Source organism: Clostridium sp. CS001, from assembly GCF_020443565.1.
In the GTDB taxonomy this organism is placed as follows: domain Bacteria; phylum Bacillota; class Clostridia; order Clostridiales; family Clostridiaceae; genus Clostridium_AD.
In genome coordinates this window covers 1-19,251 of sequence record NZ_JAIZZN010000031.1, presented here as the reverse complement: position 1 = coordinate 19,251, position 19,251 = coordinate 1, and the positions used below count along the sequence as shown (strand labels likewise).

Sequence of the window (19,251 nt, the reverse complement as noted above, 5' to 3'; positions counted from 1 at the left end):
GACGGATTATTTCCGTCCATTAAAATCCCTTCTTTACTTAATATTTATAGTTAAGTTTATCTTAAGTTTACCCTATTACAAATGCTCCTGCTCAAGCTTTACATTTTCACTAAGCATGTACTCAAAAACCTCTAAGTACTCTTTGAAACATTCATCCTTAAGCATTTCCACAAGTATTTTCTTATCGTTTTGTGTTAATTCTTTGCAATATCTTCTTCCGCTAATCAATGTGTTTAAATCCATATTATAGGCAATAAAGTTTATTGAAGTTTTCTCTATTAAATGCTTAAGTATCTTAAATCCACCGCAGTCAATATCTCCAAAGTGATAAAACTCCGCCTTCTCATTACTTGCTTTTATTTTCTTAAGAAGCTCTCTTCTTGCATTGTTATGAAAGCCACCTAAATATATACACACAAAGTCACTATCATTAAAGGTATTAAATGTTGTGAGATTTTCTATGGTTATTACCTTTGGAGTATTTATCTGTATATCTATTATCTCTTTCAAATCTTGCGAGCTTATACCTATTCCAAACTTTAATTCCCCTATATCCAAAACTTTTTCGGTTAATTTAATCCTTGCATCCCCTTTAAAGTGAACATAACTCGGATTGCTTAATATGTTAAATCCCCCTAATGTCAAGTTTTCTTCCTCACTAAAATCCTTTAGTATTCTCAAAACTTTATTTTCTAGCACTTCAAATTTCTTTGAATCCCCAAAGATTCTTATAGAAAAATTCCGTTTAAATATCTCATCTTCTTGTGCTATTATATTTTTTATAGCCCATAGAATCTCAGCACATTCCCCAATGTTTTCAATGTCTAAGTACTTTTTTATAGAAGACTTTTCCTCTAGTTTTCGAATCATGGTTTTGCAAAAATCCCCTAGCAGGTTACTTTCAAGAGAATACTTTGCTAATAAGTTGATACATTCTTCTTCACTGGATTCCTTTGGCTTTCTTTTTAATAATTTGTAAGCCTCATTAATACTTCTTACATTCAAATCAATACTTTTTATTAGATGGCTTTCGTAGCCTTTTCCCCATTGTATATGAATTATCTCAAGGTTCTCTAATTCTTTAGCACTTTGATCTATTGTCTCTTTTTTATTATAATCATTCTCATCAAAGTAATCTTTTATTGTTCTGGCTGTTACTTTCAAGGATATTTTCCTCTGATTTAAAGAAGTCCCCTTATATAGGGCACTTCTTTCGTAACTATCTATTAAACTATTTAATATTTCTTCCTTATACTTTTTCATTGCTATAACCCTCAATCAAACTATAATTTTCCCCTTTTATTGTTAATAAAGTGGTATTTACAAAAGGAGCTATAGTGTCTATTTTTTGTGGAGGTGCTGCTATTATTAACTGCAGTGGCAATCTATTAAAGAATTCCATCATTGCAACTATTCTGCTCTCATCCATTTTATCAAAAGCCTCGTCAAATAATATTAATCCTATTGGCTCTGAATTTGTTGGCATTGAGTAAAGCTGCACAAAGGAAGCTGCCATTGCTACATAATATGGTGTTTGAGTTTCTCCACCGCTCTTTTCTTTGCATACCTTTGAAAATAGTGAATGCTCGCCATTTGAATGTTTTATTTTTATATCATAATTCATATAGCTTCTATAATCAGTAAACCTTTGTAATTCCCTATCTTCTGTTTCTCCGTCTATAGTTAGCTTGTCAAAAAGTTCTTCTAATATTTCTTTGTATTTATTTTCATATTCCTGTGTAAATAATGTAAAACCTTCCCCTATGTTTCTTTCATCCATTATCATGTCATAATATTTATTTATTTTCACATCTTTGCTTTTTTCTATCTTAAATTCATACTCTTCATTTCCAAAACTAACCCCGTGAAGAGCCCTATTTAATTCTCTAAATTCTTTTTTCGCTACAGTTATATTTTCATTTATTTTTGATATGAAATGCTCTCTAAACTCAAGCTCTGCTCTTTCCTTTGCCTGCTTTACATTGTCCTCATATTCTATAATTGTACTTTTTCTTAGTTTTTCTACTTCACCTAAAAAGCTATCGATTCCATCTTTTCCAAGGGCTGCTCCAAATTCATATTCCCTATTATAGTCGCCCTGTAAATTCTTTAACTCTTCTAATCTGTTTAGCCTTCTTGTGTCATTATTGTTTTTTGAAGTTGTGAAGTTTACTTTTATAGTTTCTAATTGTTTTGCTTTTCTTTCTACTTGAACTCTCTTTTCCGCCTCTTCAAAAATCGCTGCACTTTTTAAGCTCTTTTCTCTTAAATCCTCTTCCTTTTGACCCGCAATACCTGATTTCATTGTTATATTTCTTTTGCTAATTTCTATTTCATTTCCTAAAGCACCAATTTTTATAGCTAAGTTATTATATTCTTTTTTCAAACCATCTATTTCCTTTTTAACATCTTCTAGTTTAAGGTTTAGTTCTATAAAGGTATTGTTTTTAGACAGTTCTTCTTTTTCTCTTTTTAGTGACTCTAAAGCTAATTTTTCATTTTGCTCTTTTCTAACTACATAAACCTCTTCGCTTATTCTATCTAACTTAATGTCTTTTATTATATTTATTACGCTTTCTAAATCCTTCTTCTTCCCTGAAAGCTGAACTAATTTTTCTTTAAGAATCTCCCTTTTCTCCTTAAATTCCTCTAGTTGAATTTTGTACGCGTCTTCTCCTATATATGGCCTTTTATAAACTTCAGGATCAATTGCCCTTGCCACATAATTTTTATATACCATACAATCTGGCGTAATGGCAGTTTTGTGGTCCTTTAATTTTTTAATATCCTCTTCCCTTGTCACTTTACCTAAAATCATATTGATAAATCTTTTGCCTTCCCTACTTTTAGATGTAACCACCGCAGCTAAAGAACTTGTATCAGCTTCATCATATTTTTCAAGTTTCAAGGTATTTATAAGACCCACAGAATGAATTCCATTTTTCTTTACCAACCTATCATACACCGAAAGAGCTTTATCAAAATTCTTTCCTTCAACTATAAGATAAAATCTCTGAGTATTTAAATAACCCTCCACTGCATTCTTCCACTTTAAATCAGTAATCTCCAGTATCTCGCATAATATTTTAGGTTCATCCTTTATGCCTAGTGTTTTAAAGTTACTTAATATTTCTTCCTTTAAAAGAACTACATTCCTAGGATATTGAAGATTCCTTTTTTCAAGTTCCTTTATACTTTCTTCTACTTCCTTTAATGCATCTCTTTGTGTTTCGCTTTCCATCTCATGTTTTGCTAATGCCACAAAATCTTCATCTCTTCTTTGCAAAAGTCTTTCATTTAAAGCTTTTGCAAGGTTTATAAAGTTTTCTAATTCTCCATTAATATCTTTTGTAAGATCTAAAAGCGTTGTTATATCTATCCTTTCAATTCCCAGTTCTCTTATGCGTTGAAGTCTTTTTTCCTCTTCTTTTAATTTATTAACAAATGATATCTTACTCTTTGATAATTCTTCTAGTAACTTTTCTTTATCCCCTACTCTTTTATCTATCTCCGCTAAAGCCCGAAACTCTTCATTTGTATTCAAAGTCATTTGAATACTATTTCTTTTTTCCTCACTTTGACTTATCCTACTATTTAGCTCTTCATGTTGTCTTTCCTTTGCCTGCCTATCATTATTAGCATTTTTAAGCCTTTGCTCTAATATGCTTATCTCTTCTTTAATTATTTCTTTTTCCACTATTTCAATTATAAAGGCGTGCAAATTTACATTGCTTACCGCCCTATCATAATCCTCATAGCTTTCCTTTATTCGCTGAAGCTTTTCTATCCTTCTTTTAACATCATCCACTAGGTTTTGACACTCTTTATAAGTTCTTATATTCTCTCTTAAATTATCTATACTAAGTTCTTTCTCTTCTAATATATACTGATAAACGAAATCTTTAATATCCTTAATTGGCTTAAAAGCAAGCGCTTTAGGCAATAGCTCATTAAACTTTTCTCCTAATCTTCCAAACTTATTTAAGAAATCTTTTTTTGCCTCTCCATAGGTATTATAGGGCTGAATACTTTTATTTCTATGTGTTGTCCTAAAATTAGATATATCTAGAGGTATGCCCTTATCTATGTAGGTTACATCCTTTAATCTATGTTTTTCTATTCTATAAAACATAACTTTTTCAGAGGTTTCAGAAGACGAATCAATAACGGCACCTATAATAAAATAATTTTTTCTGTTTTCCTCATAAAATTCAAGAGCCACATGTGACGTTATATCACCGCTTCTTGAGTACTCACTTCCTTCTCTTCCAGTTTTGTACCTAACATATCCTGTAAGATTTCTTTTTGAATTCTCATTTGCAGCTTTATTAAAATTATTTTTATTGCAGGTTAAAATAAACTGTATAGCATCTAATATAGTAGACTTACCCGCTCCATTATCACCTGAAATCAGCACTGAGTTTTTAATGTCTATAGTTTCATCAACAAAGGCATGCCAATTAATCAGTCTCATTGTTACTAGTTTCTTCATCTTCTTTCACCCCCTTTCTCTTATATGTGTTTAATTTTTCATATACCTTTGTTATATCCTCCATTCTTAATGCCATAAGTATAGAAGGATATATTATAATTCTAGAGTCACCTAAAGTCATATTAGTATCTAAATTTTGAATTATATTATAACGTTTTAATGTTCTTAAGCTATCCAAAAGCTTTGTTTTATCCATTAATTTATCCTGGAAGTCTAGCGCTATAAATTTTTCTTGTATTTCTGATACTTGAATCATTATATCCTCAGTAAGACTTAGCTCCTCCATCTTTTCGTGATAAAGAATTCTAAGTATCAAAAGCAATATGCTATCTATAAGCTTTAGGTTTACTTTATTTGTGTTAACTTTATTTATAAGCTGAGCAACTCCGATACTTTTATTTATCTCTATTTCATAGTCCAGTAGCTCTAAATATTCATTCAGCGCCTCTAAATTACTTTCTACATAGTAGTAATCACTTTTCGTATCTTCTTTTTTCTTGCATATGAAGCATACACTCAAAAGTTTGTTACACACTTTTTTAAAATTTTCCTTGTTCCTTATGTTAAATTCTTCTACTCTCAACCTTATTTCCTCCAGATTTCAAAGTTTTTGAAGCTATAGCCAGCGTTATTTATCATATCGTTTCTTTTTACAAACTTGTATTTTGATAAAATTGAAGAGGAATATAATCTTATATATATAATTTTTATAAAGTCCTCAATTGTATTAATTTCTATATCACTTGCGTACATCATAGACTTATTTTGCAGAAGCTCTAAAACTATGCTATTAACCTTGTCCATAGAATACTTTTTATCCTGCTTTATTCTAAATTCTTCAATTTTTCTTTCTCTTTCCTCTTTAGAAATCTCTTTTAAAACTAAAGCTTTTGGTTCAAAAGACTTCTTTCCTTCATTGGACGTATAAAGAGAAGATTCATCAATGTATCCATGAGTGTATAACGTAAATAGATCCATAAGTTCCTCTATGGAATCCTCAGTTAACTTCATCTCTGTATCCTTATAACAATCTGCCGCAAACTGTAAAACCCTTTTTACCTGTCCAACTAAATCCCTTGAATTATTCAGCAAAAATTTCGCCCTAGTAACCGCAGCCCTCTGATACTTTGAGTTCTTACTATCAATCTCTTCCATAATATCATCCAAATTATTAAAGGCATAAATAACCTCATGTATAATTGTAATTGCTCTTTCTTTACCCTCTTCTAACTCCTTTAAACCCTCTTCTTCCATAAAAAACTTCGCAGCACCCTCTATAAAATTACTGTCATAACTTAATTCCTCAAGCTTTAAAATCACCTTAGGCCTATATTTAGATATATTATCCGAGGTTCTTAACCTATGATAAGACTTATCCACAATATTAATCATATAATCCTTAAAAAGCGACTCCATAATATCCTCTGGTGTTTGCTTCTTAGTCAAAGCATCTATATACTTTTTAATATTTGCATTCAAAGTTTTCAGAGCGCCCAATATCTCCTTAGTATTCTCAAAGACCTGCTTTAATAGCACCCCATTATTTATATTCTCCGAAGAATATAACAAGTGATATATGGATATAATATTTCCTTGATACTCCAGTGTTTCCTTATTCATAATCTTTTGCAACGCATCAATTATAACCACCGCATAATCATTAAAATTAATTATTTCTTTATAATTATTGGTAGTTTCCTTATAAAACCATCCATAATCAATTAACTTTCTCACCAAACTATTTGCCTTATCCTTAAAACTTAAAGCAGCATCCCCTAACTCTTCCTCTAGATTTTCTATATTTCTTTCCCTAAGTATTGACTCTATTTCATCCACCAATATATCTTTCTCTATTCCATAGGACAATCCATTCTGAACCAACTTATATGTAATAAAAATAATCTCCGCATATAAATATCTATTAGCCGACGCCAAAGGCGAAAACAAATTATCAGGTACCAAATTAAATAAATGAATACTATCCCTACCCCTCATACTCCACCAATGCCTTTTTCAAATTTCTCACTCCACCTCTAGGGTCCTCGACGTCCCCCACATACCTAGGAATCAAATGCACATGCATATGCTCAACAGTTTGTCCTGCGTGAGTTCCTTCATTAATGCCTATATTATAACCCGCTGGTTCGTATTGAACATCAAATATTTCTTTAACTTCATGCAGCAAGCTATATATTGCTTTAATTTCTTCCTCACTTGCCTCAAAAAAACTAAAAAAGTGCCTTTTAGGTATAATCAAACAATGGCCTTCATTTACCGGGAAATGATCGAGTATAGCAAAGGCATATCTATTCTCCGCTATTATTTCTGAACGATTACAGTTGCAAAATATACATTCTGTCATGGCTATTGCTCCTTTATTTTTATTATTCTTTATTAACTTGTCCTGCTATAAATATTTTTAGTTAAGCTTGGTTTTATCAGCCTAAACTTCATACAATCACACCTAAACTTCTATAACCTTTAAATAATATTACCTATATTAAATTAATTTCTCTATATAAGTTATAATATCCTTTAATAGTATTGTCCAATATGGTAGAAAATTTACATCCTTTAGTTTCAAAATAAAACAGATAAGCAATAAATACCTATCTGTCTCATTTTTAAAGTTCACTTTACGATACATTTTCTTGCATACTGTTTTCTCTTCAATAAAATATTATTTTCTAAGTCCATTAACAAATTCAACAGTTAAGCCTGTTTTAGCTGAAATTGTCTCATCATCAAGAACGTCTAATAAACTCATTGCTACTTTTTCTATTCCCTTCTCTATTCCCTTTTCTATTCCTTCTTGTATTCCCTTCTCTATTCCTTCTTTTCTAGCTGTATTTTCTCTTGTTAACTGATCCATAATTTCTGCTTGTCTAGCGTCGTATGCCATTCTAGCTTCTTTGCTTTTACTGACTCTTTTAAGGATTTCATAGGCAGTCTTTATATTTTCATTTTTCTGTGCAAGCATTTCCAACCCCTCCTTTGAATTTGCATCTAAAAACTTAAGCCAATCTAAAACTTTGTCATCAGTGTTTTTTATGTTTCCAAGCCTTGCAAGCTTTGGCAGTTCTAAAAAATGTATTTCAAGAACATCCGTTAGTTTATATCCAGTTTCATCTTCTAAGACATGGAAACTTGTATGAATCTTTTCTAATGGTATTCGCTCAAAATCAACAATATTTATAGCTATACATTTTTCAAGTTTATCATAGGTTTCTCCAGGTACAACTTGGCTCTTATACATCTTTGACCAATAAAACAGGCTTCTTTCTGCCATAAATGGTGTAGGTAATACCTGTATTTCTATATCTATATACTCATTATTTTTAGTCTTTACTCTTACATCCAAAATTCCTTTTTTATCTTCTTTAAACTCCTTCAATAGTTCTGTATTTACCAATTCTATTCCTTGAAATTCTTCTATAGGCAGTTTCAAAACTGCACTTAAAAAAGCAATTAACACATCTTTATTATTTTCATCACCAAAAATAAGTTTAAATACAAAATCTATTTTAGGTGACATTATAAAACCATCATTACATTCATCATTATCTGTGCTAATTTCTTCGCTTTTAGTTATCATATTATATTCCCTCCCATTATTTAATAGGTACAATATAATTTTAACCAAAAACTAATACCATTAATCACTTCAATTAGTTGCTTCTATTATACCATAGAAAACTTAATTTAGTGCCACCCACGTGGCAAGTGGCAAGTTTCCTATTAATTCTCACCTGTATATATTGTATCATTTATCAAACATAAACACTTACTAACTTTATAATTAACTTGCCAACTTTTAGTTCTTTATCTTAACAATTTCACTGGATAAATTCTCACTTAGTAAATCAATAATTTTATATTAATCTTCTTTTTTATAATACTGGATATCCTCATTTGAATTTTTATTTATAAGTGAAACTCCCACATCCTACACTTACTTTATATTCTCAAAATAAAAAATCGCCAATTGAGTTCGGTCACGTAGACTGAGCTTTTCTAGTATTGCGCTAATATAATTTCTTACAGTTCCCTCACTCAAAAATAGCATCTGCGATATTTCTTTATTATTTAAACCATTAGCTACCTTAGCTATTATCTCAAATTCCCGGTCACTTATATCAAAATCCGTTAATTTAAATTTATTGTTTTCTGTGATTAGAAATGGAATTTTAGTTATTATTTCATTGCCGAAAACCGTCTGACCAGCTTGCACTGCTTTAAGGCATGGAATGATGCTATCAAAGTTTTGCTTTAAAAGATAACCCTTTGCACCAATATTTAAGGCTTTTATAATGTATTCATCATCAGAAAAAGTAGTGAGAAACAGTATTTTAGCCTCTTTATATTTGGAGAGAATTATTTCAGCGCCACTAAGGCCTGTCATTGTGTCCATTCGTATATCCATTAATAATATATCCGGCTTTAGCTTTTCATATAGCTCTATTGCCATTTTTCCGTTATACCCCAAGGCAACCACTTCTATTTCTAGATCTGATTCTAAAATAACTTTTAGCGATGCACATACTAATTTATCATCATCTACAATTAAAACCTTCATTTTATAATCTCCTTTGGAATTGATATAAATATCTTAAACCCCTTATCCGTATTTATGTTAACATTGCCTCGCAGCGCAGAAACCCTATCTATTATATTTCTAATACCAATGCCATTTTCAATGTTATACCCCTCTACAACCCCATTGTCTGCAATAATAAGTTGATAAAATCCAGGGTGTTCGTTAAGAGTTATAGACACCTCCGTGGCGCTAGAGTGCTTAATAATATTAGATATGGCTTCCTTAACTATAGATATAAATGAATATTTTATCCTCTTATCAGGATTTTCACTAATGTCATAATTAAGCTTTATGTGGCAAAAAGAAAATGTTTTCGTAAGCGCATAAATTTGGTCATGCAAATCTATAGAATCATCATGAAGATCATGTACACTTTTTCTAATACTATCCATTGCCTCTGATAATGTATCTTTAACTCCGTTAAGGCTTTCCTTTATAGTAGAATCCTTGTTAATAACTATTAGAGCCCCAATTTGCAAAAGGCACCTTGATAAAATATGACCCACATTATCGTGAATTTCTCTTGCGATCCTATTTCTTTCTGTTAAGGTGGCAAGATTTATTTCGTAATCTTTGCTTACTATAAGCGAAGCATTTTGATCTTCAAGCTTTATGGAAAGTTCGCAGGTCTTGTCTCTAAAGTTTATATACTCCTCTTTAAGGTTCCTTGCAGAAATAGTACGAATCTTTAAGAGTATAGTTAATGCAATAAATGCAAGGGTTATGAAAGTAATTCTATTAGACAAATATCCCTGATTACTTATTATTGGTATAAGACCAAATAGATAAATGAAGCGGAATTTGCTAGATATTACGTCATATAAAATCAGAGGAAGAAATACTAAAAGTTCACTAAAAAACACACATAGTATGCTATATATTATAAAAATCAGCATATGTAATTTATCATCTTCAAAATAGCTATTTATGCTACTCAGTGTTAATACTAAAATTACTGGGAAAATGAATAAACCATGAGCTAATTCAAGTAGATATATACTTATGCAACAGAGAAAAATAACTAATTTGTCTACAATTTCATGCATCTCGTATACCAATGGAAATAGAGATTCCCATTGACACCTCCTTCAAATTATTTTTATTTGACACTTTATCATATTACATTTGTCACCATGAATAATGATTATATTCACTTACAAATCATACCATGAAAACGTACAATATATCTATAGAGAGAATTCATTTATAAAAATATAGATTGAAGGGCTGGGGAAAATTTATGATAGTAAAAGTTAATAATTTAGTAAAAAGATACAATGAGCTTTTAGCATTAGATCATTTAAATTTGGAAGTTAAAGAGGGTGAAATTTTCGGACTCTTAGGACCAAATGGCTCAGGTAAATCCACCACAATAAACTGTATACTTTCACTTCTTAAGTATGATAAGGGTGAAATAAGTATTTTTGGCAAACCTATGGGACCTGATGCTTATGATATTAAAAAGGATATTGGGGTTGTTATGCAAGACGTTGCGGTATTTGAGGAACTCACAGTATATGAAAATATAGATTATTTCTGTGGACTTTATATAACGGATAAGCTACAAAGAAAAGCACTTGTAGAGGAAGCTATAGATTTTGTGGCACTAAATGACTTTAAAAAGTTTTATCCAAAGAAATTAAGTGGAGGACTTTTAAGACGTCTTAATATAGCTTGTGGTATTGCTCATAAGCCAAAGCTCTTAATTCTAGACGAGCCAACTGTGGCAGTTGACCCTCAAAGTAGAAATAATATTCTGTCCGGCATTAAAAAGCTGAATGAAAATGGAGTAACAATTATATACACCACTCATTATATGGAGGAAGTTGAACAGCTTTGTGACCGAATAGCCATAATAGACAAAGGCAAAACCGTGGCTCTTGGAACAAAAGAAGAATTAAAAGCTATGATTAAAATTGCCGAAAAAATTACCGTGGAAATATTTAATTTATCCACTGGTGATTTAGATAAGATAAGAGAATTATCCACAGTGGACAAGGCTGAATATAGAGAAAACACTCTAGTGATTAGATCTACAAAAGGTAAAAATAATATAGTTAGAATTATAGAATTTTTAAATGATCATAATATTGAGTTTGGGAAGATATACTCGCAGTTGCCAACACTCAATGATGTTTTCTTAGAAATAACCGGCAAAGAGCTTAGGGATTAAGGGGGAATAAGTTTGTTTATTCATATATTTTTCACAAGAATTAAATGTTTATTAAGAGATAAGCAACTGATCTTTTGGACTTTAATGTTTCCAATCGTTTTAGGTACATTATTCAAAGTAGCTCTTTCTAATATTTCCCAAGGTGAGATGTTTAAAACTATTGATATCGCAGTGGTAAATAGCAACTACTACCTTGGAAATGTTGGCCTACAGGGTGCTATAGCCGAGGTATCTAAGGATGGCGCAGGCAAACTTTTTAATGTGACTTTCACAGATGATAAAATCGCTGAGGATCTTCTTAAAAATAGTAGAATAGAAGGTTATATTTATCTAAATCCAGAGATAAATCTAGTAGTTAAATCCCGAGGCATAAATCAAACGGTGATTAAGACTTTCTTAGATGATTATAAAGAAAGTGCTAGTACCATAGAAACTATTATAGCAAAAAATCCTGGGGCAAACCCTACTGCTTTGATAAAGGATGTAACAACTTATAAAGAATACACTAATGAAATTTCACCATCTAAGGGGAAACCAGATACAACTCTTAATTTCTTTTATACACTTATTGCCATGGCATGTTTATATGGAGGATTTTTTGGAGTAAAAGAAGTTACTGATATACAAGGAGATTTATCCAAAAGAGCCGCTAGAATTAATATGGCCCCAGTTCATAAAATAAAGATGTTTATTTATAGTCTTTGCGCAGCACTCTTTATTCAATGCATGGAAATTGCCATTTTGATTTCATATTTACATTTTGGCTTAAAGATTGATTTTGGTAATCAAATACTTTATATTCTTATTCTCTCTTTTGTAGGCTCTGCCACTGGAATTTCCTTTGGGACCATGATAGGTGCTGTTATTAAAAAAAGTGAAGGTATAAAAACCGGGGTATTAATAGGTATAAGTATGCTGGGATCTTTTTTAGCAGGGATGATGACTTCAGATATGAAATACCTTGTACAAAAAAGCTTTCCACTATTAGCATATATAAACCCAGCAACCCTTATTACTGATGGGTTTTACACCCTATATTATTATAATAACCATGAACGATTTTTTATAAATATTTCCATGCTAACCCTTTTATCTTTAGTATTTTGTGCTACTACTTACTTCATTATAAGGAGGCAAAAGTATGCCAGTCTTTAAGGTTTATTTTAAAATTATCAAAGCTAATAAGACGCAAATGTTTATATTTTTAGGTATTTTCTTAGCAATATCTTTACTTTATTCATTGTCTGCAACAACAAAAAACGAAGAAAATTTCTCTCAAACTAAGACCAATGTTACCTTCATAAATTTGGACGAAAACACAGCTCTAATTACAGGCTTCAAGGAATATTTATCAAAAAGCGCAAACTTTATTGATGTAGAAAATAAACCAGAAAAATTACAAGATGCTCTTTTCTTTAGGGAAGTGGAGTATATAGTAACAATACCTAAGGGGTTTACCCAGGATTTTCTACAGGGAAAGCCTACAGAGCTTCAAAAGATTGTAGTGCCAGGCTCTACAAGTAGGATGTATGTGGATATGTCCATAAATAAATACTTTAATATGGCAAGAGTATATATTAATAATTCCAAAGGTATAACACCAGAAAACTTAGCAAAAGAAGTTTCTAAAGGAGCATCCTTAGATACAAATGTAGAATTAAAGTCCTTCGGGGTTAAAAAGCAAAACAATGCCCTTGCTGTATCCGCATTTAATTACATGGCCTATTCACTATTCTCAGTATTGATACTCGGGGTAAGCTCAATTTTAATGGTATTCAATAATAAAAACCTGCAAAGAAGAAATCTATGCTCACCAATGAAAAATAAGTCCTTCAATTTACAACTAATTATGGGAAATCTAGTTTTTGCCCTCGCTGCTTACGGCGTTATGGCTGGTTTTGCATTTATCCTCAATAGAGATCAAATGATGTCTTATAATGGCCTACTGTTATGTATTAATGCTCTAGTTTTTACCATCGTTGCCTTAAGTATAAGCTACCTTGTAGGGCTTTTAATAAAAAACAGAAACGCTCAATCCGCCGTGGCCAATGTACTAGCCCTAGGACTTTCCTTCCTAAGTGGAGTATTTGTCCCTCAGGAAGTTCTAAGTGATAAAGCCATGGCTATAGCTAGCTTTACACCTACCTATTGGTATGTAAAAGGCAATAATGTTATAGGTAAACTGTCAAATTTCAGTTTTGATAATCTTTCACCGGTATTCACTTATATGCTAATAGAACTAGGTTTTGCCGTGGCTGTTTTTTCAGTGGCTTTAGTTGTAAGTAAACAAAAGAGAATAACTAACAGCTAGGGGCTAGCCCCTGTTGGCCATTGCCTAGTGCCACCACGTGGCAAGTGGCAAGTTTTTAAAAAAATAGAACAGATGGGCAACTAGTACTCATCTGTTTTAATATCCATACGTATACGAATTACTAACTTTCCAACCGTCTTTAATCTTAGATAGAGTTATTTGTTTTCTATCCTTAATACTTTTAACTTCGTTTCCTGCTATAGATGTTTGTATCAGTTCTATATCATAATAATATACTTTGGTTTCTGCATTCTCTGAATCCTTTTCAAATTTTATGCTTTTTACAGTTACATAATAGTTTCCTTCACTGGCTTCTTTACATCTTCCATAAGGAATTCTTGTATTTATAAAGTCTTCATATGCAGCATCAGTCATTAAGTTCTTAAACTTTTCATTAGCTTTATTAGTGTCACTTACAAGGGCATTTATATCTTTATTACCACCTGCTATTTTTTTGTACAAGTCTATGTCATCTTTAGTTATTGTGTAATACGTGTTTACATATTTGGTTATGACACTTTCAACACTTGAATCTTCACTGACATTAGTGCTACACCCAACAAAACTAAGCATAAGAATGCCTACTAAAAGCAAACAACAAATCTTATTTAACTTTATCATAATTAGCCACCCTTCCCATAATTGTATATATTATTCTATTATACCACACTTGTTAAACTTTATAATAATATTGCTAATAAATTATAACTCATCCTACAAAAAAATAGCCCTATGACAGACTATTTCTATAGTGCCACCCACGTGGCAAGTGGCAAGTTGAACTAAAATATCATCATTTTAAATGTTCATAGCCTATGTTTCATCATGCGTTCTGTTTTCACAACTACTTTATTTGTTTTTCATACAAAAGATTTTTAATGTACTGAGATTCTTCGGAAATAAACTCTTGCATACGAGAAAACTTAACATATTTATTCAAAGACACATCTACAGATTCTCTGCCGAAAAATTGTTTATATAAGATATTGTGTTTCATTTCATTAATTTCATCTGCCGATACAATATTTAGAATATCATATCCAATTGAGTTCTCAAGAATTTCCCATATTTTCTTTTGGTGGGAACTTGATAAGTATAATTCATAATCAACACCATAGGATTCTTCATGATATTCACTACCCAAATCCTTTTTCAGTTGCTCTATATTTTCCAAACGGAATGGAGTCCAAATTTTAATATTGTTGCGTATATCTGCAATTATATGAGAACAATATCCGTATATAAAATCCTGGTTTTCCATATGTTTATTTTCTTGTAAAAAAGCAAGTACACTTTCTAACCACTCTTGATTATTTGTAGCTCTACCCCACTTTTCATCACCAACGCATAAATGGCTTTTCTTTTTCATATCGCTATTATAATTATGCCTAAAATGAACTGAATCTGGTGCAAGGGCGCCAATCATAAAGTCATAAGGTTTCTTTATTTGTGGTGTATTGATCAATATGTTATATGAAATACATAAATGTGTCATTGCAAAAGGCATTTTTTTTACTCCCTTTCCTGGTTTGATTAAAATAGAAATTGCACCTTATCTCCTAAACGGTTCATGAATTTCCTCACCCAGCAGCATAGAATATGCTTTTACCTTGCGATAGGTATTTCCCATCATCTCATGACTTCTATAATCTCTTAACTCTTTCATATCATACTCTGCCATAAAAATATCTTCTGTTTCATCATCTGCCATTACAATTACATTATCAATTGGCACTCCACTTTTATCCCAAACAATTGGACTAAATGCACAGGATAATCCTTTATTTTTACCAGGTGTATTTGCCATTGCAACTCCAACCATATTTTCATAGGCTCTAGTGGACAGCGCTTGAACCCTAGGAAGCATTGCTCCACAATCATTTGGAACTAAAATTATTTCTGCTCCCTTTAGCATAAGTATTCTGGCACTTTCGGGATATTCTCTGTCATAGCATATCATTATTCCAATTTTTACGCCCTCAAAATCACAGACCTTAAATTGTTCTCCACATTCAAGCATTCGTTCATCCGCAAAATCACAAGTATGTACTTTGCTATATTTTATAAGAATTTCTCCGTTTTTGCTTATTACAAAGGCCGAATTCTGCGGTCTATTTACCCCTTTTGTATAACCAGTAATAACAATACCAATGCTTAGCTGCTTCGCAATCTTGCAAAATGCCTTTATATGCTGACTGTTTTCATCTATAGCCAAGTCATTCCACTGCCTAAACTGTGATGTTTTCATAATTTCTTCAATTGTTAATGTTTCATCCACCTTTGGGAATTCATATCCTGTAATCCAGCATTCAGGAAATAAAACAATATCAGCACCGCGTTCTTTAGCTTTTTTCACAATACTCAATCCCTTTTCCGTATTCCATCCACTGTCATAAGCATCGCGGTTTTCCTGTACAATTGCAACTTTAAATATATTTTCCATGTTCTACCCTCCACGCATCTCTTCTAGTGCCACCCACGTGGCAAGTGGCAAAAATACAAGCTTTATTTGCATTCTTTATAGACTTTTATCGCAAAGTCTTTAGACTTATCTATGGCTTCTTCAGTTTGAAAATCAATAATCCCATTAATATCTCTGACTGCTAACATTCCAATATAATCAAGCTGCGAATGTTTTGCAAGACGTCTTAACGCTTCCTCAAACAAATCTGCGCCATTTTTTATTTCATAACCACAAGTAGCTATAATGGCACACTTTTTATTCTCCCATAGACCATATTGTTTTTCTGTATTCCCATAGAATTTATTCATACAAAAGAACCTGTCCATAGCTATTTTCATTGGCGTGGTGCAGAACCAAGAGTAAATGGATGTAGCAAAAACTATGCAATCTGCTTCTAAGACTGCTTTATATATTTGCTGCATTTCATCATTAATTGAGCAACCTGGTTTATCATCAATGTTTTGACAAGCAAAGCAGCTCCTACAAGGTAAAATTTCTTTATCGCATAACCATATATACTGAACTTCTAAATCTTTAGATTTTAGTTGCTCTACAAATGGTCGTAGCAACATTTCAGTATTACCATTATGTTTCATGCTACCCATCAAAATGCATATATTCATTGTCATTTCACCTCTTGCAAATAATTTTTATTTTTAGTTCTCCCCAAGTAATTCTGAAATTCTATGTAGATTCAATTAGTCATACTCTACAACATACTAAATCTACACATTTTTATATTTTAAAATAATACCTTCTATAATTAAACCCACGCCACCCCATATGGCAAATATTGCTCCAAATACTACTATTTTTATAGTAAATAAATCATAATTAGGCGTCATGATAACACCTGGTGTATTTTCAACTCCGCTCATTGCGTTGAAATATATTTTATCCGCTATAAAAATACCAATTGTATTATTAAATAATATTAAAACTACCCCAATAATAATAAGCATTATAAAAATCATCTTTGTATTCTCTTTCTTAAAAAAGGTCATAGGTCGCCCCCTAATTTACTTATAATTTTTTATAATAATGTCTCAATTATACCCTTATTTTATTCTCTCCAATTCCCCTGTTTCTGCACTATATTTAAAGACTGCTATTGGCTCATTTTTAACTTCCCAAATATGCTTACCTACTACATACGCTGTTCCCAGCATTAAAGCTATTGCACCCATTGTTTTAAGCGATTTCTTATCCATATCTATTTCTCCTTCGTTTTTATTATTATATTTTTTTAACATCACCAATTATCTTCATATCATCACCATCTATTATTATTCCATCTCCATCTTTGCATGCATATACTACTTTATTTTTATCTTTAGCATATTTACTTAATAGTTTTATATACTCCATATTTCCATCCCAATGAGGAGCAAATTCAAAATCCACAAGCCCTAAAGCACTGTTATCTTCAATCCCTATATTATTACAATCTCCTCTTTCCCCAAGTCCAGCAACACTAATATCCTTAGTCATCATTATACTTCCAGCACTAATACCAATTAAGATTCCGCCTTCTTTCACATAATCTTGTAGTAAATCAATTAAGCCTCTCTTCCTTAGAAGATGTAAAAAGTAAAAGGTATTACCTCCGGATAAATGAATAGCATCATATGTAAATATCTCTTTCACCCTTGATGCATCATATTCTTCATCTAAATCGAAATACTTCAAATCCACAATCCCTAATGCCTTATAATAATCAATTTTTTCCTTAAAATATATTCTACTTAGATCTGAACAGGATGGAATATATGCTATTGATGGGCTTGTCTTGTTAAACAGTTTCAGTAGTTCATCATCTACTTTTCTATTTTCATCAATTACTTGGTCACTATATAATACTAACTTTGCCATTAGATATCACCCTCCCCAATAATAGTAATTCATAACTTTAATGATACATCTAGTGCCACCCACATGGCAAGTGGCAAGTGATAAGTACATTCAAAAAACAAAACAGATAAGCAATAAATACCTATCCGTTTCGTTTTTAAAACTTTACCTTGCCATATCTTTCAATATTCCACTTTTTCTCTAGTAAGAATCATCACCATCAGGTTTATTAAAATTCTATTCCTTCCCTAGATGGCACTCCGTCATTAAAATAATGCTTTATGTCCTTCATCTCTGTTACAAGGTTTGCTTTATCTATTATGGATTTCGGAACATTTCTCCCAGTTAAAACCAGCTCTATATTGTCAGGTTTGCTAGCTATTAATTCTAATAGTTGCTTCTCACTTATCAGATCATTGCTTAATGCTCCCATCACCTCATCCATGATAAGTATATCGCATTTTTCTTCTTTTAATGCATCCATGCAAAACTGATAAGCCTTCTGTACTTCTTTTTTCAATTCAATCTTTTCCTCATCATTTAGTGTCCAAAAAAACCCGCGTTTTGTTTCAAATCTAAATATATTAAAAAACGGAGCTAGCTTTTTAGCACTTTCAAGTTCTCCAGTTTTTCCACCTTTTAAAAATTGCACCATATAGACTGTATACTCATTTCCTGCCGCACGCATAGCAAGGCCAACAGCTGCAGTGGTTTTCCCCTTTCCATTTCCAGTATAAACTTGCACATATCCATTTTTTAATTTACCCATTATATTCATCTCTCCTTTTAAAATATTTATTTATTAAACCTATATCTTGATCCACCCACGAAATCCCCTACCACTATAGTAAGATTCTACACCATTATGATATACAAAGACGTTGCCATAACGAAAATCTGCAAAGATTGCGCCACCAAGTTTTCTAATGTCTCCAGGTGTTTTAATCCAACTAGATGTTTTAGCATCGAAATTCCCAAATTCCTGAAGTTCCCTGTATTGGTCCGTGATTTTATCATATCCAACAAAATCTTTTTTTCATTTTTCATAATTAAAACACCCCTCATCCATAGTCTCCATAATCCTATTCACTTTATCTTCATTGTACTCAATAGAAACTACTTCTCCTAAATGAAGTATATACATCTTTATATTACAGAAGTGCAACCCACATGGCAAGTGGTAAATGGCGAAAAATAATCCCATTCATTCCCTAACATCATCAGATATTTTCAGCTTCTTGCTAACATACATCCGTTACTTAAAACTTATAAGAAGTTATAAAACTATAATTTCTAAGTTTAATTCCTTATTCATAGTGTTCTTTTTCATATTATTACTAATACTACTAAAGTTGTTTAACAC

19 protein-coding genes and 1 pseudogene are annotated in these 19,251 nt (G+C 31.6%); 3 read left to right on the top strand and 17 right to left on the bottom strand.

What is annotated here, in order from left to right; translation table 11 throughout:
- Positions 1–75 precede the first annotated feature (75 nt).
- From LGK97_RS16500 to LGK97_RS16465, 8 genes are all read right to left on the bottom strand, one after another.
- The gene (locus LGK97_RS16500; RefSeq protein ID WP_226260848.1) at positions 76–1,263 is read right to left on the bottom strand and encodes a Wadjet anti-phage system protein JetD domain-containing protein; all 1,188 of its coding nucleotides are present in this window, start codon (positions 1,261–1,263) and stop codon (positions 76–78) included.
- Positions 1,250–4,492, bottom strand: a complete 3,243-nt coding sequence (locus tag LGK97_RS16495; protein WP_226260847.1) for an ATP-binding protein — start codon at positions 4,490–4,492, stop codon at positions 1,250–1,252. The genes LGK97_RS16500 and LGK97_RS16495 overlap by 14 nt, the downstream gene beginning before the upstream one ends.
- Entirely contained in the window at positions 4,461–5,075 is a 615-nt protein-coding gene (locus LGK97_RS16490; RefSeq protein ID WP_226260846.1) for a DUF4194 domain-containing protein, read from the bottom strand. Before LGK97_RS16490 ends, LGK97_RS16495 begins: the two co-directional genes overlap by 32 nt.
- Before the next feature lie 2 nt (positions 5,076–5,077).
- Positions 5,078–6,487, bottom strand: coding sequence for a Wadjet anti-phage system protein JetA family protein (locus tag LGK97_RS16485; RefSeq protein WP_226260845.1), 1,410 nt, complete (start codon positions 6,485–6,487; stop codon positions 5,078–5,080).
- Positions 6,477–6,887 (bottom strand): HIT family protein, encoded by a 411-nt coding sequence (locus LGK97_RS16480; RefSeq protein ID WP_226260866.1) that lies wholly within the window; start codon positions 6,885–6,887, stop codon positions 6,477–6,479. Before LGK97_RS16480 ends, LGK97_RS16485 begins: the two co-directional genes overlap by 11 nt.
- Positions 6,888–7,172: 285 nt before the next feature.
- Entirely contained in the window at positions 7,173–8,087 is a 915-nt protein-coding gene (locus tag LGK97_RS16475) for an Rpn family recombination-promoting nuclease/putative transposase (RefSeq protein WP_226260844.1), read from the bottom strand.
- Between the two features lie 357 nt (positions 8,088–8,444).
- Complete coding sequence (locus LGK97_RS16470; protein ID WP_226260843.1) at positions 8,445–9,068, bottom strand: response regulator transcription factor; 624 nt, start codon at positions 9,066–9,068, stop codon at positions 8,445–8,447.
- Entirely contained in the window at positions 9,065–10,135 is a 1,071-nt protein-coding gene (locus tag LGK97_RS16465) for a sensor histidine kinase (protein ID WP_226260842.1), read from the bottom strand. Before LGK97_RS16465 ends, LGK97_RS16470 begins: the two co-directional genes overlap by 4 nt.
- A gap of 194 nt (positions 10,136–10,329) precedes the next feature.
- Between LGK97_RS16465 and LGK97_RS16460 the strand changes: the two genes are divergently transcribed.
- Genes LGK97_RS16460 through LGK97_RS16450 form a run of 3 tightly spaced genes read left to right on the top strand, consistent with a single transcriptional unit; the run spans position 10,330 to position 13,573 of the window.
- Positions 10,330–11,262: an ATP-binding cassette domain-containing protein gene (locus LGK97_RS16460; RefSeq protein ID WP_226260841.1), complete on the top strand. Its 933-nt coding sequence runs from the start codon at positions 10,330–10,332 to the stop codon at positions 11,260–11,262.
- 12 nt (positions 11,263–11,274) lie between these two features.
- The gene (locus LGK97_RS16455) at positions 11,275–12,417 is read left to right on the top strand and encodes an ABC transporter permease (RefSeq protein WP_226260840.1); all 1,143 of its coding nucleotides are present in this window, start codon (positions 11,275–11,277) and stop codon (positions 12,415–12,417) included.
- Complete coding sequence (locus LGK97_RS16450) at positions 12,404–13,573, top strand: ABC transporter permease (protein ID WP_226260839.1); 1,170 nt, start codon at positions 12,404–12,406, stop codon at positions 13,571–13,573. Before LGK97_RS16455 ends, LGK97_RS16450 begins: the two co-directional genes overlap by 14 nt.
- Before the next feature lie 96 nt (positions 13,574–13,669).
- Here the strand turns inward: LGK97_RS16450 and LGK97_RS16445 are convergent, their stop codons facing one another.
- From LGK97_RS16445 to LGK97_RS16405, 9 genes and pseudogenes are all read right to left on the bottom strand, one after another.
- Complete coding sequence (locus LGK97_RS16445) at positions 13,670–14,194, bottom strand: hypothetical protein (protein ID WP_226260838.1); 525 nt, start codon at positions 14,192–14,194, stop codon at positions 13,670–13,672.
- Positions 14,195–14,417: 223 nt separating this feature from the next.
- Positions 14,418–15,080, bottom strand: coding sequence for a hypothetical protein (locus LGK97_RS16440; protein ID WP_226260837.1), 663 nt, complete (start codon positions 15,078–15,080; stop codon positions 14,418–14,420).
- 45 nt (positions 15,081–15,125) lie between these two features.
- On the bottom strand, positions 15,126–16,016 hold the full coding sequence (locus LGK97_RS16435; protein WP_226260836.1) for a carbon-nitrogen hydrolase family protein: 891 nt from the start codon (positions 16,014–16,016) through the stop codon (positions 15,126–15,128).
- Between the two features lie 62 nt (positions 16,017–16,078).
- Positions 16,079–16,660 carry a flavodoxin family protein gene (locus LGK97_RS16430; RefSeq protein ID WP_226260835.1) on the bottom strand — a complete coding sequence of 194 codons (582 nt, stop codon included), beginning with the start codon at positions 16,658–16,660 and terminating at the stop codon, positions 16,079–16,081.
- 102 nt (positions 16,661–16,762) lie between these two features.
- Complete coding sequence (locus LGK97_RS16425) at positions 16,763–17,041, bottom strand: hypothetical protein (RefSeq protein WP_226260834.1); 279 nt, start codon at positions 17,039–17,041, stop codon at positions 16,763–16,765.
- A 54-nt stretch (positions 17,042–17,095) separates the two neighbouring features.
- Entirely contained in the window at positions 17,096–17,248 is a 153-nt protein-coding gene (locus LGK97_RS16420; RefSeq protein ID WP_226260833.1) for a hypothetical protein, read from the bottom strand.
- 25 nt (positions 17,249–17,273) lie between these two features.
- Entirely contained in the window at positions 17,274–17,909 is a 636-nt protein-coding gene (locus LGK97_RS16415; protein WP_226260832.1) for a Type 1 glutamine amidotransferase-like domain-containing protein, read from the bottom strand.
- A gap of 208 nt (positions 17,910–18,117) precedes the next feature.
- Positions 18,118–18,657: a cob(I)yrinic acid a,c-diamide adenosyltransferase gene (locus LGK97_RS16410; protein ID WP_226260831.1), complete on the bottom strand. Its 540-nt coding sequence runs from the start codon at positions 18,655–18,657 to the stop codon at positions 18,118–18,120.
- 39 nt (positions 18,658–18,696) lie between these two features.
- A pseudogene (locus LGK97_RS16405) lies at positions 18,697–18,891 on the bottom strand (DUF4256 domain-containing protein); the annotation flags it as partial.
- Positions 18,892–19,251 lie beyond the last annotated feature (360 nt).

What these genes read in the sequence shown, in the direction of transcription:
- LGK97_RS16500 (WP_226260848.1), bottom strand. Translation starts at nt 1,263, where the DNA reads ATGAAAAAGTATAAGGAAGAAATATTAAATAGTTTAATAGATAGTTAC.
- LGK97_RS16495 (WP_226260847.1), bottom strand. Translation starts at nt 4,492, where the DNA reads ATGAAGAAACTAGTAACAATGAGACTGATTAATTGGCATGCCTTTGTT.
- LGK97_RS16485 (WP_226260845.1), bottom strand. Translation starts at nt 6,487, where the DNA reads ATGAGGGGTAGGGATAGTATTCATTTATTTAATTTGGTACCTGATAAT.
- LGK97_RS16475 (WP_226260844.1), bottom strand. Translation starts at nt 8,087, where the DNA reads ATGATAACTAAAAGCGAAGAAATTAGCACAGATAATGATGAATGTAAT.
- LGK97_RS16470 (WP_226260843.1), bottom strand. Translation starts at nt 9,068, where the DNA reads ATGAAGGTTTTAATTGTAGATGATGATAAATTAGTATGTGCATCGCTA.
- LGK97_RS16465 (WP_226260842.1), bottom strand. Translation starts at nt 10,135, where the DNA reads ATGCATGAAATTGTAGACAAATTAGTTATTTTTCTCTGTTGCATAAGT.
- LGK97_RS16460 (WP_226260841.1), top strand. Translation starts at nt 10,330, where the DNA reads ATGATAGTAAAAGTTAATAATTTAGTAAAAAGATACAATGAGCTTTTA.
- LGK97_RS16450 (WP_226260839.1), top strand. Translation starts at nt 12,404, where the DNA reads ATGCCAGTCTTTAAGGTTTATTTTAAAATTATCAAAGCTAATAAGACG.
- LGK97_RS16445 (WP_226260838.1), bottom strand. Translation starts at nt 14,194, where the DNA reads ATGATAAAGTTAAATAAGATTTGTTGTTTGCTTTTAGTAGGCATTCTT.
- LGK97_RS16440 (WP_226260837.1), bottom strand. Translation starts at nt 15,080, where the DNA reads ATGCCTTTTGCAATGACACATTTATGTATTTCATATAACATATTGATC.
- LGK97_RS16435 (WP_226260836.1), bottom strand. Translation starts at nt 16,016, where the DNA reads ATGGAAAATATATTTAAAGTTGCAATTGTACAGGAAAACCGCGATGCT.
- LGK97_RS16430 (WP_226260835.1), bottom strand. Translation starts at nt 16,660, where the DNA reads ATGAATATATGCATTTTGATGGGTAGCATGAAACATAATGGTAATACT.
- LGK97_RS16425 (WP_226260834.1), bottom strand. Translation starts at nt 17,041, where the DNA reads ATGACCTTTTTTAAGAAAGAGAATACAAAGATGATTTTTATAATGCTT.
- LGK97_RS16420 (WP_226260833.1), bottom strand. Translation starts at nt 17,248, where the DNA reads ATGGATAAGAAATCGCTTAAAACAATGGGTGCAATAGCTTTAATGCTG.
- LGK97_RS16415 (WP_226260832.1), bottom strand. Translation starts at nt 17,909, where the DNA reads ATGGCAAAGTTAGTATTATATAGTGACCAAGTAATTGATGAAAATAGA.
- LGK97_RS16410 (WP_226260831.1), bottom strand. Translation starts at nt 18,657, where the DNA reads ATGGGTAAATTAAAAAATGGATATGTGCAAGTTTATACTGGAAATGGA.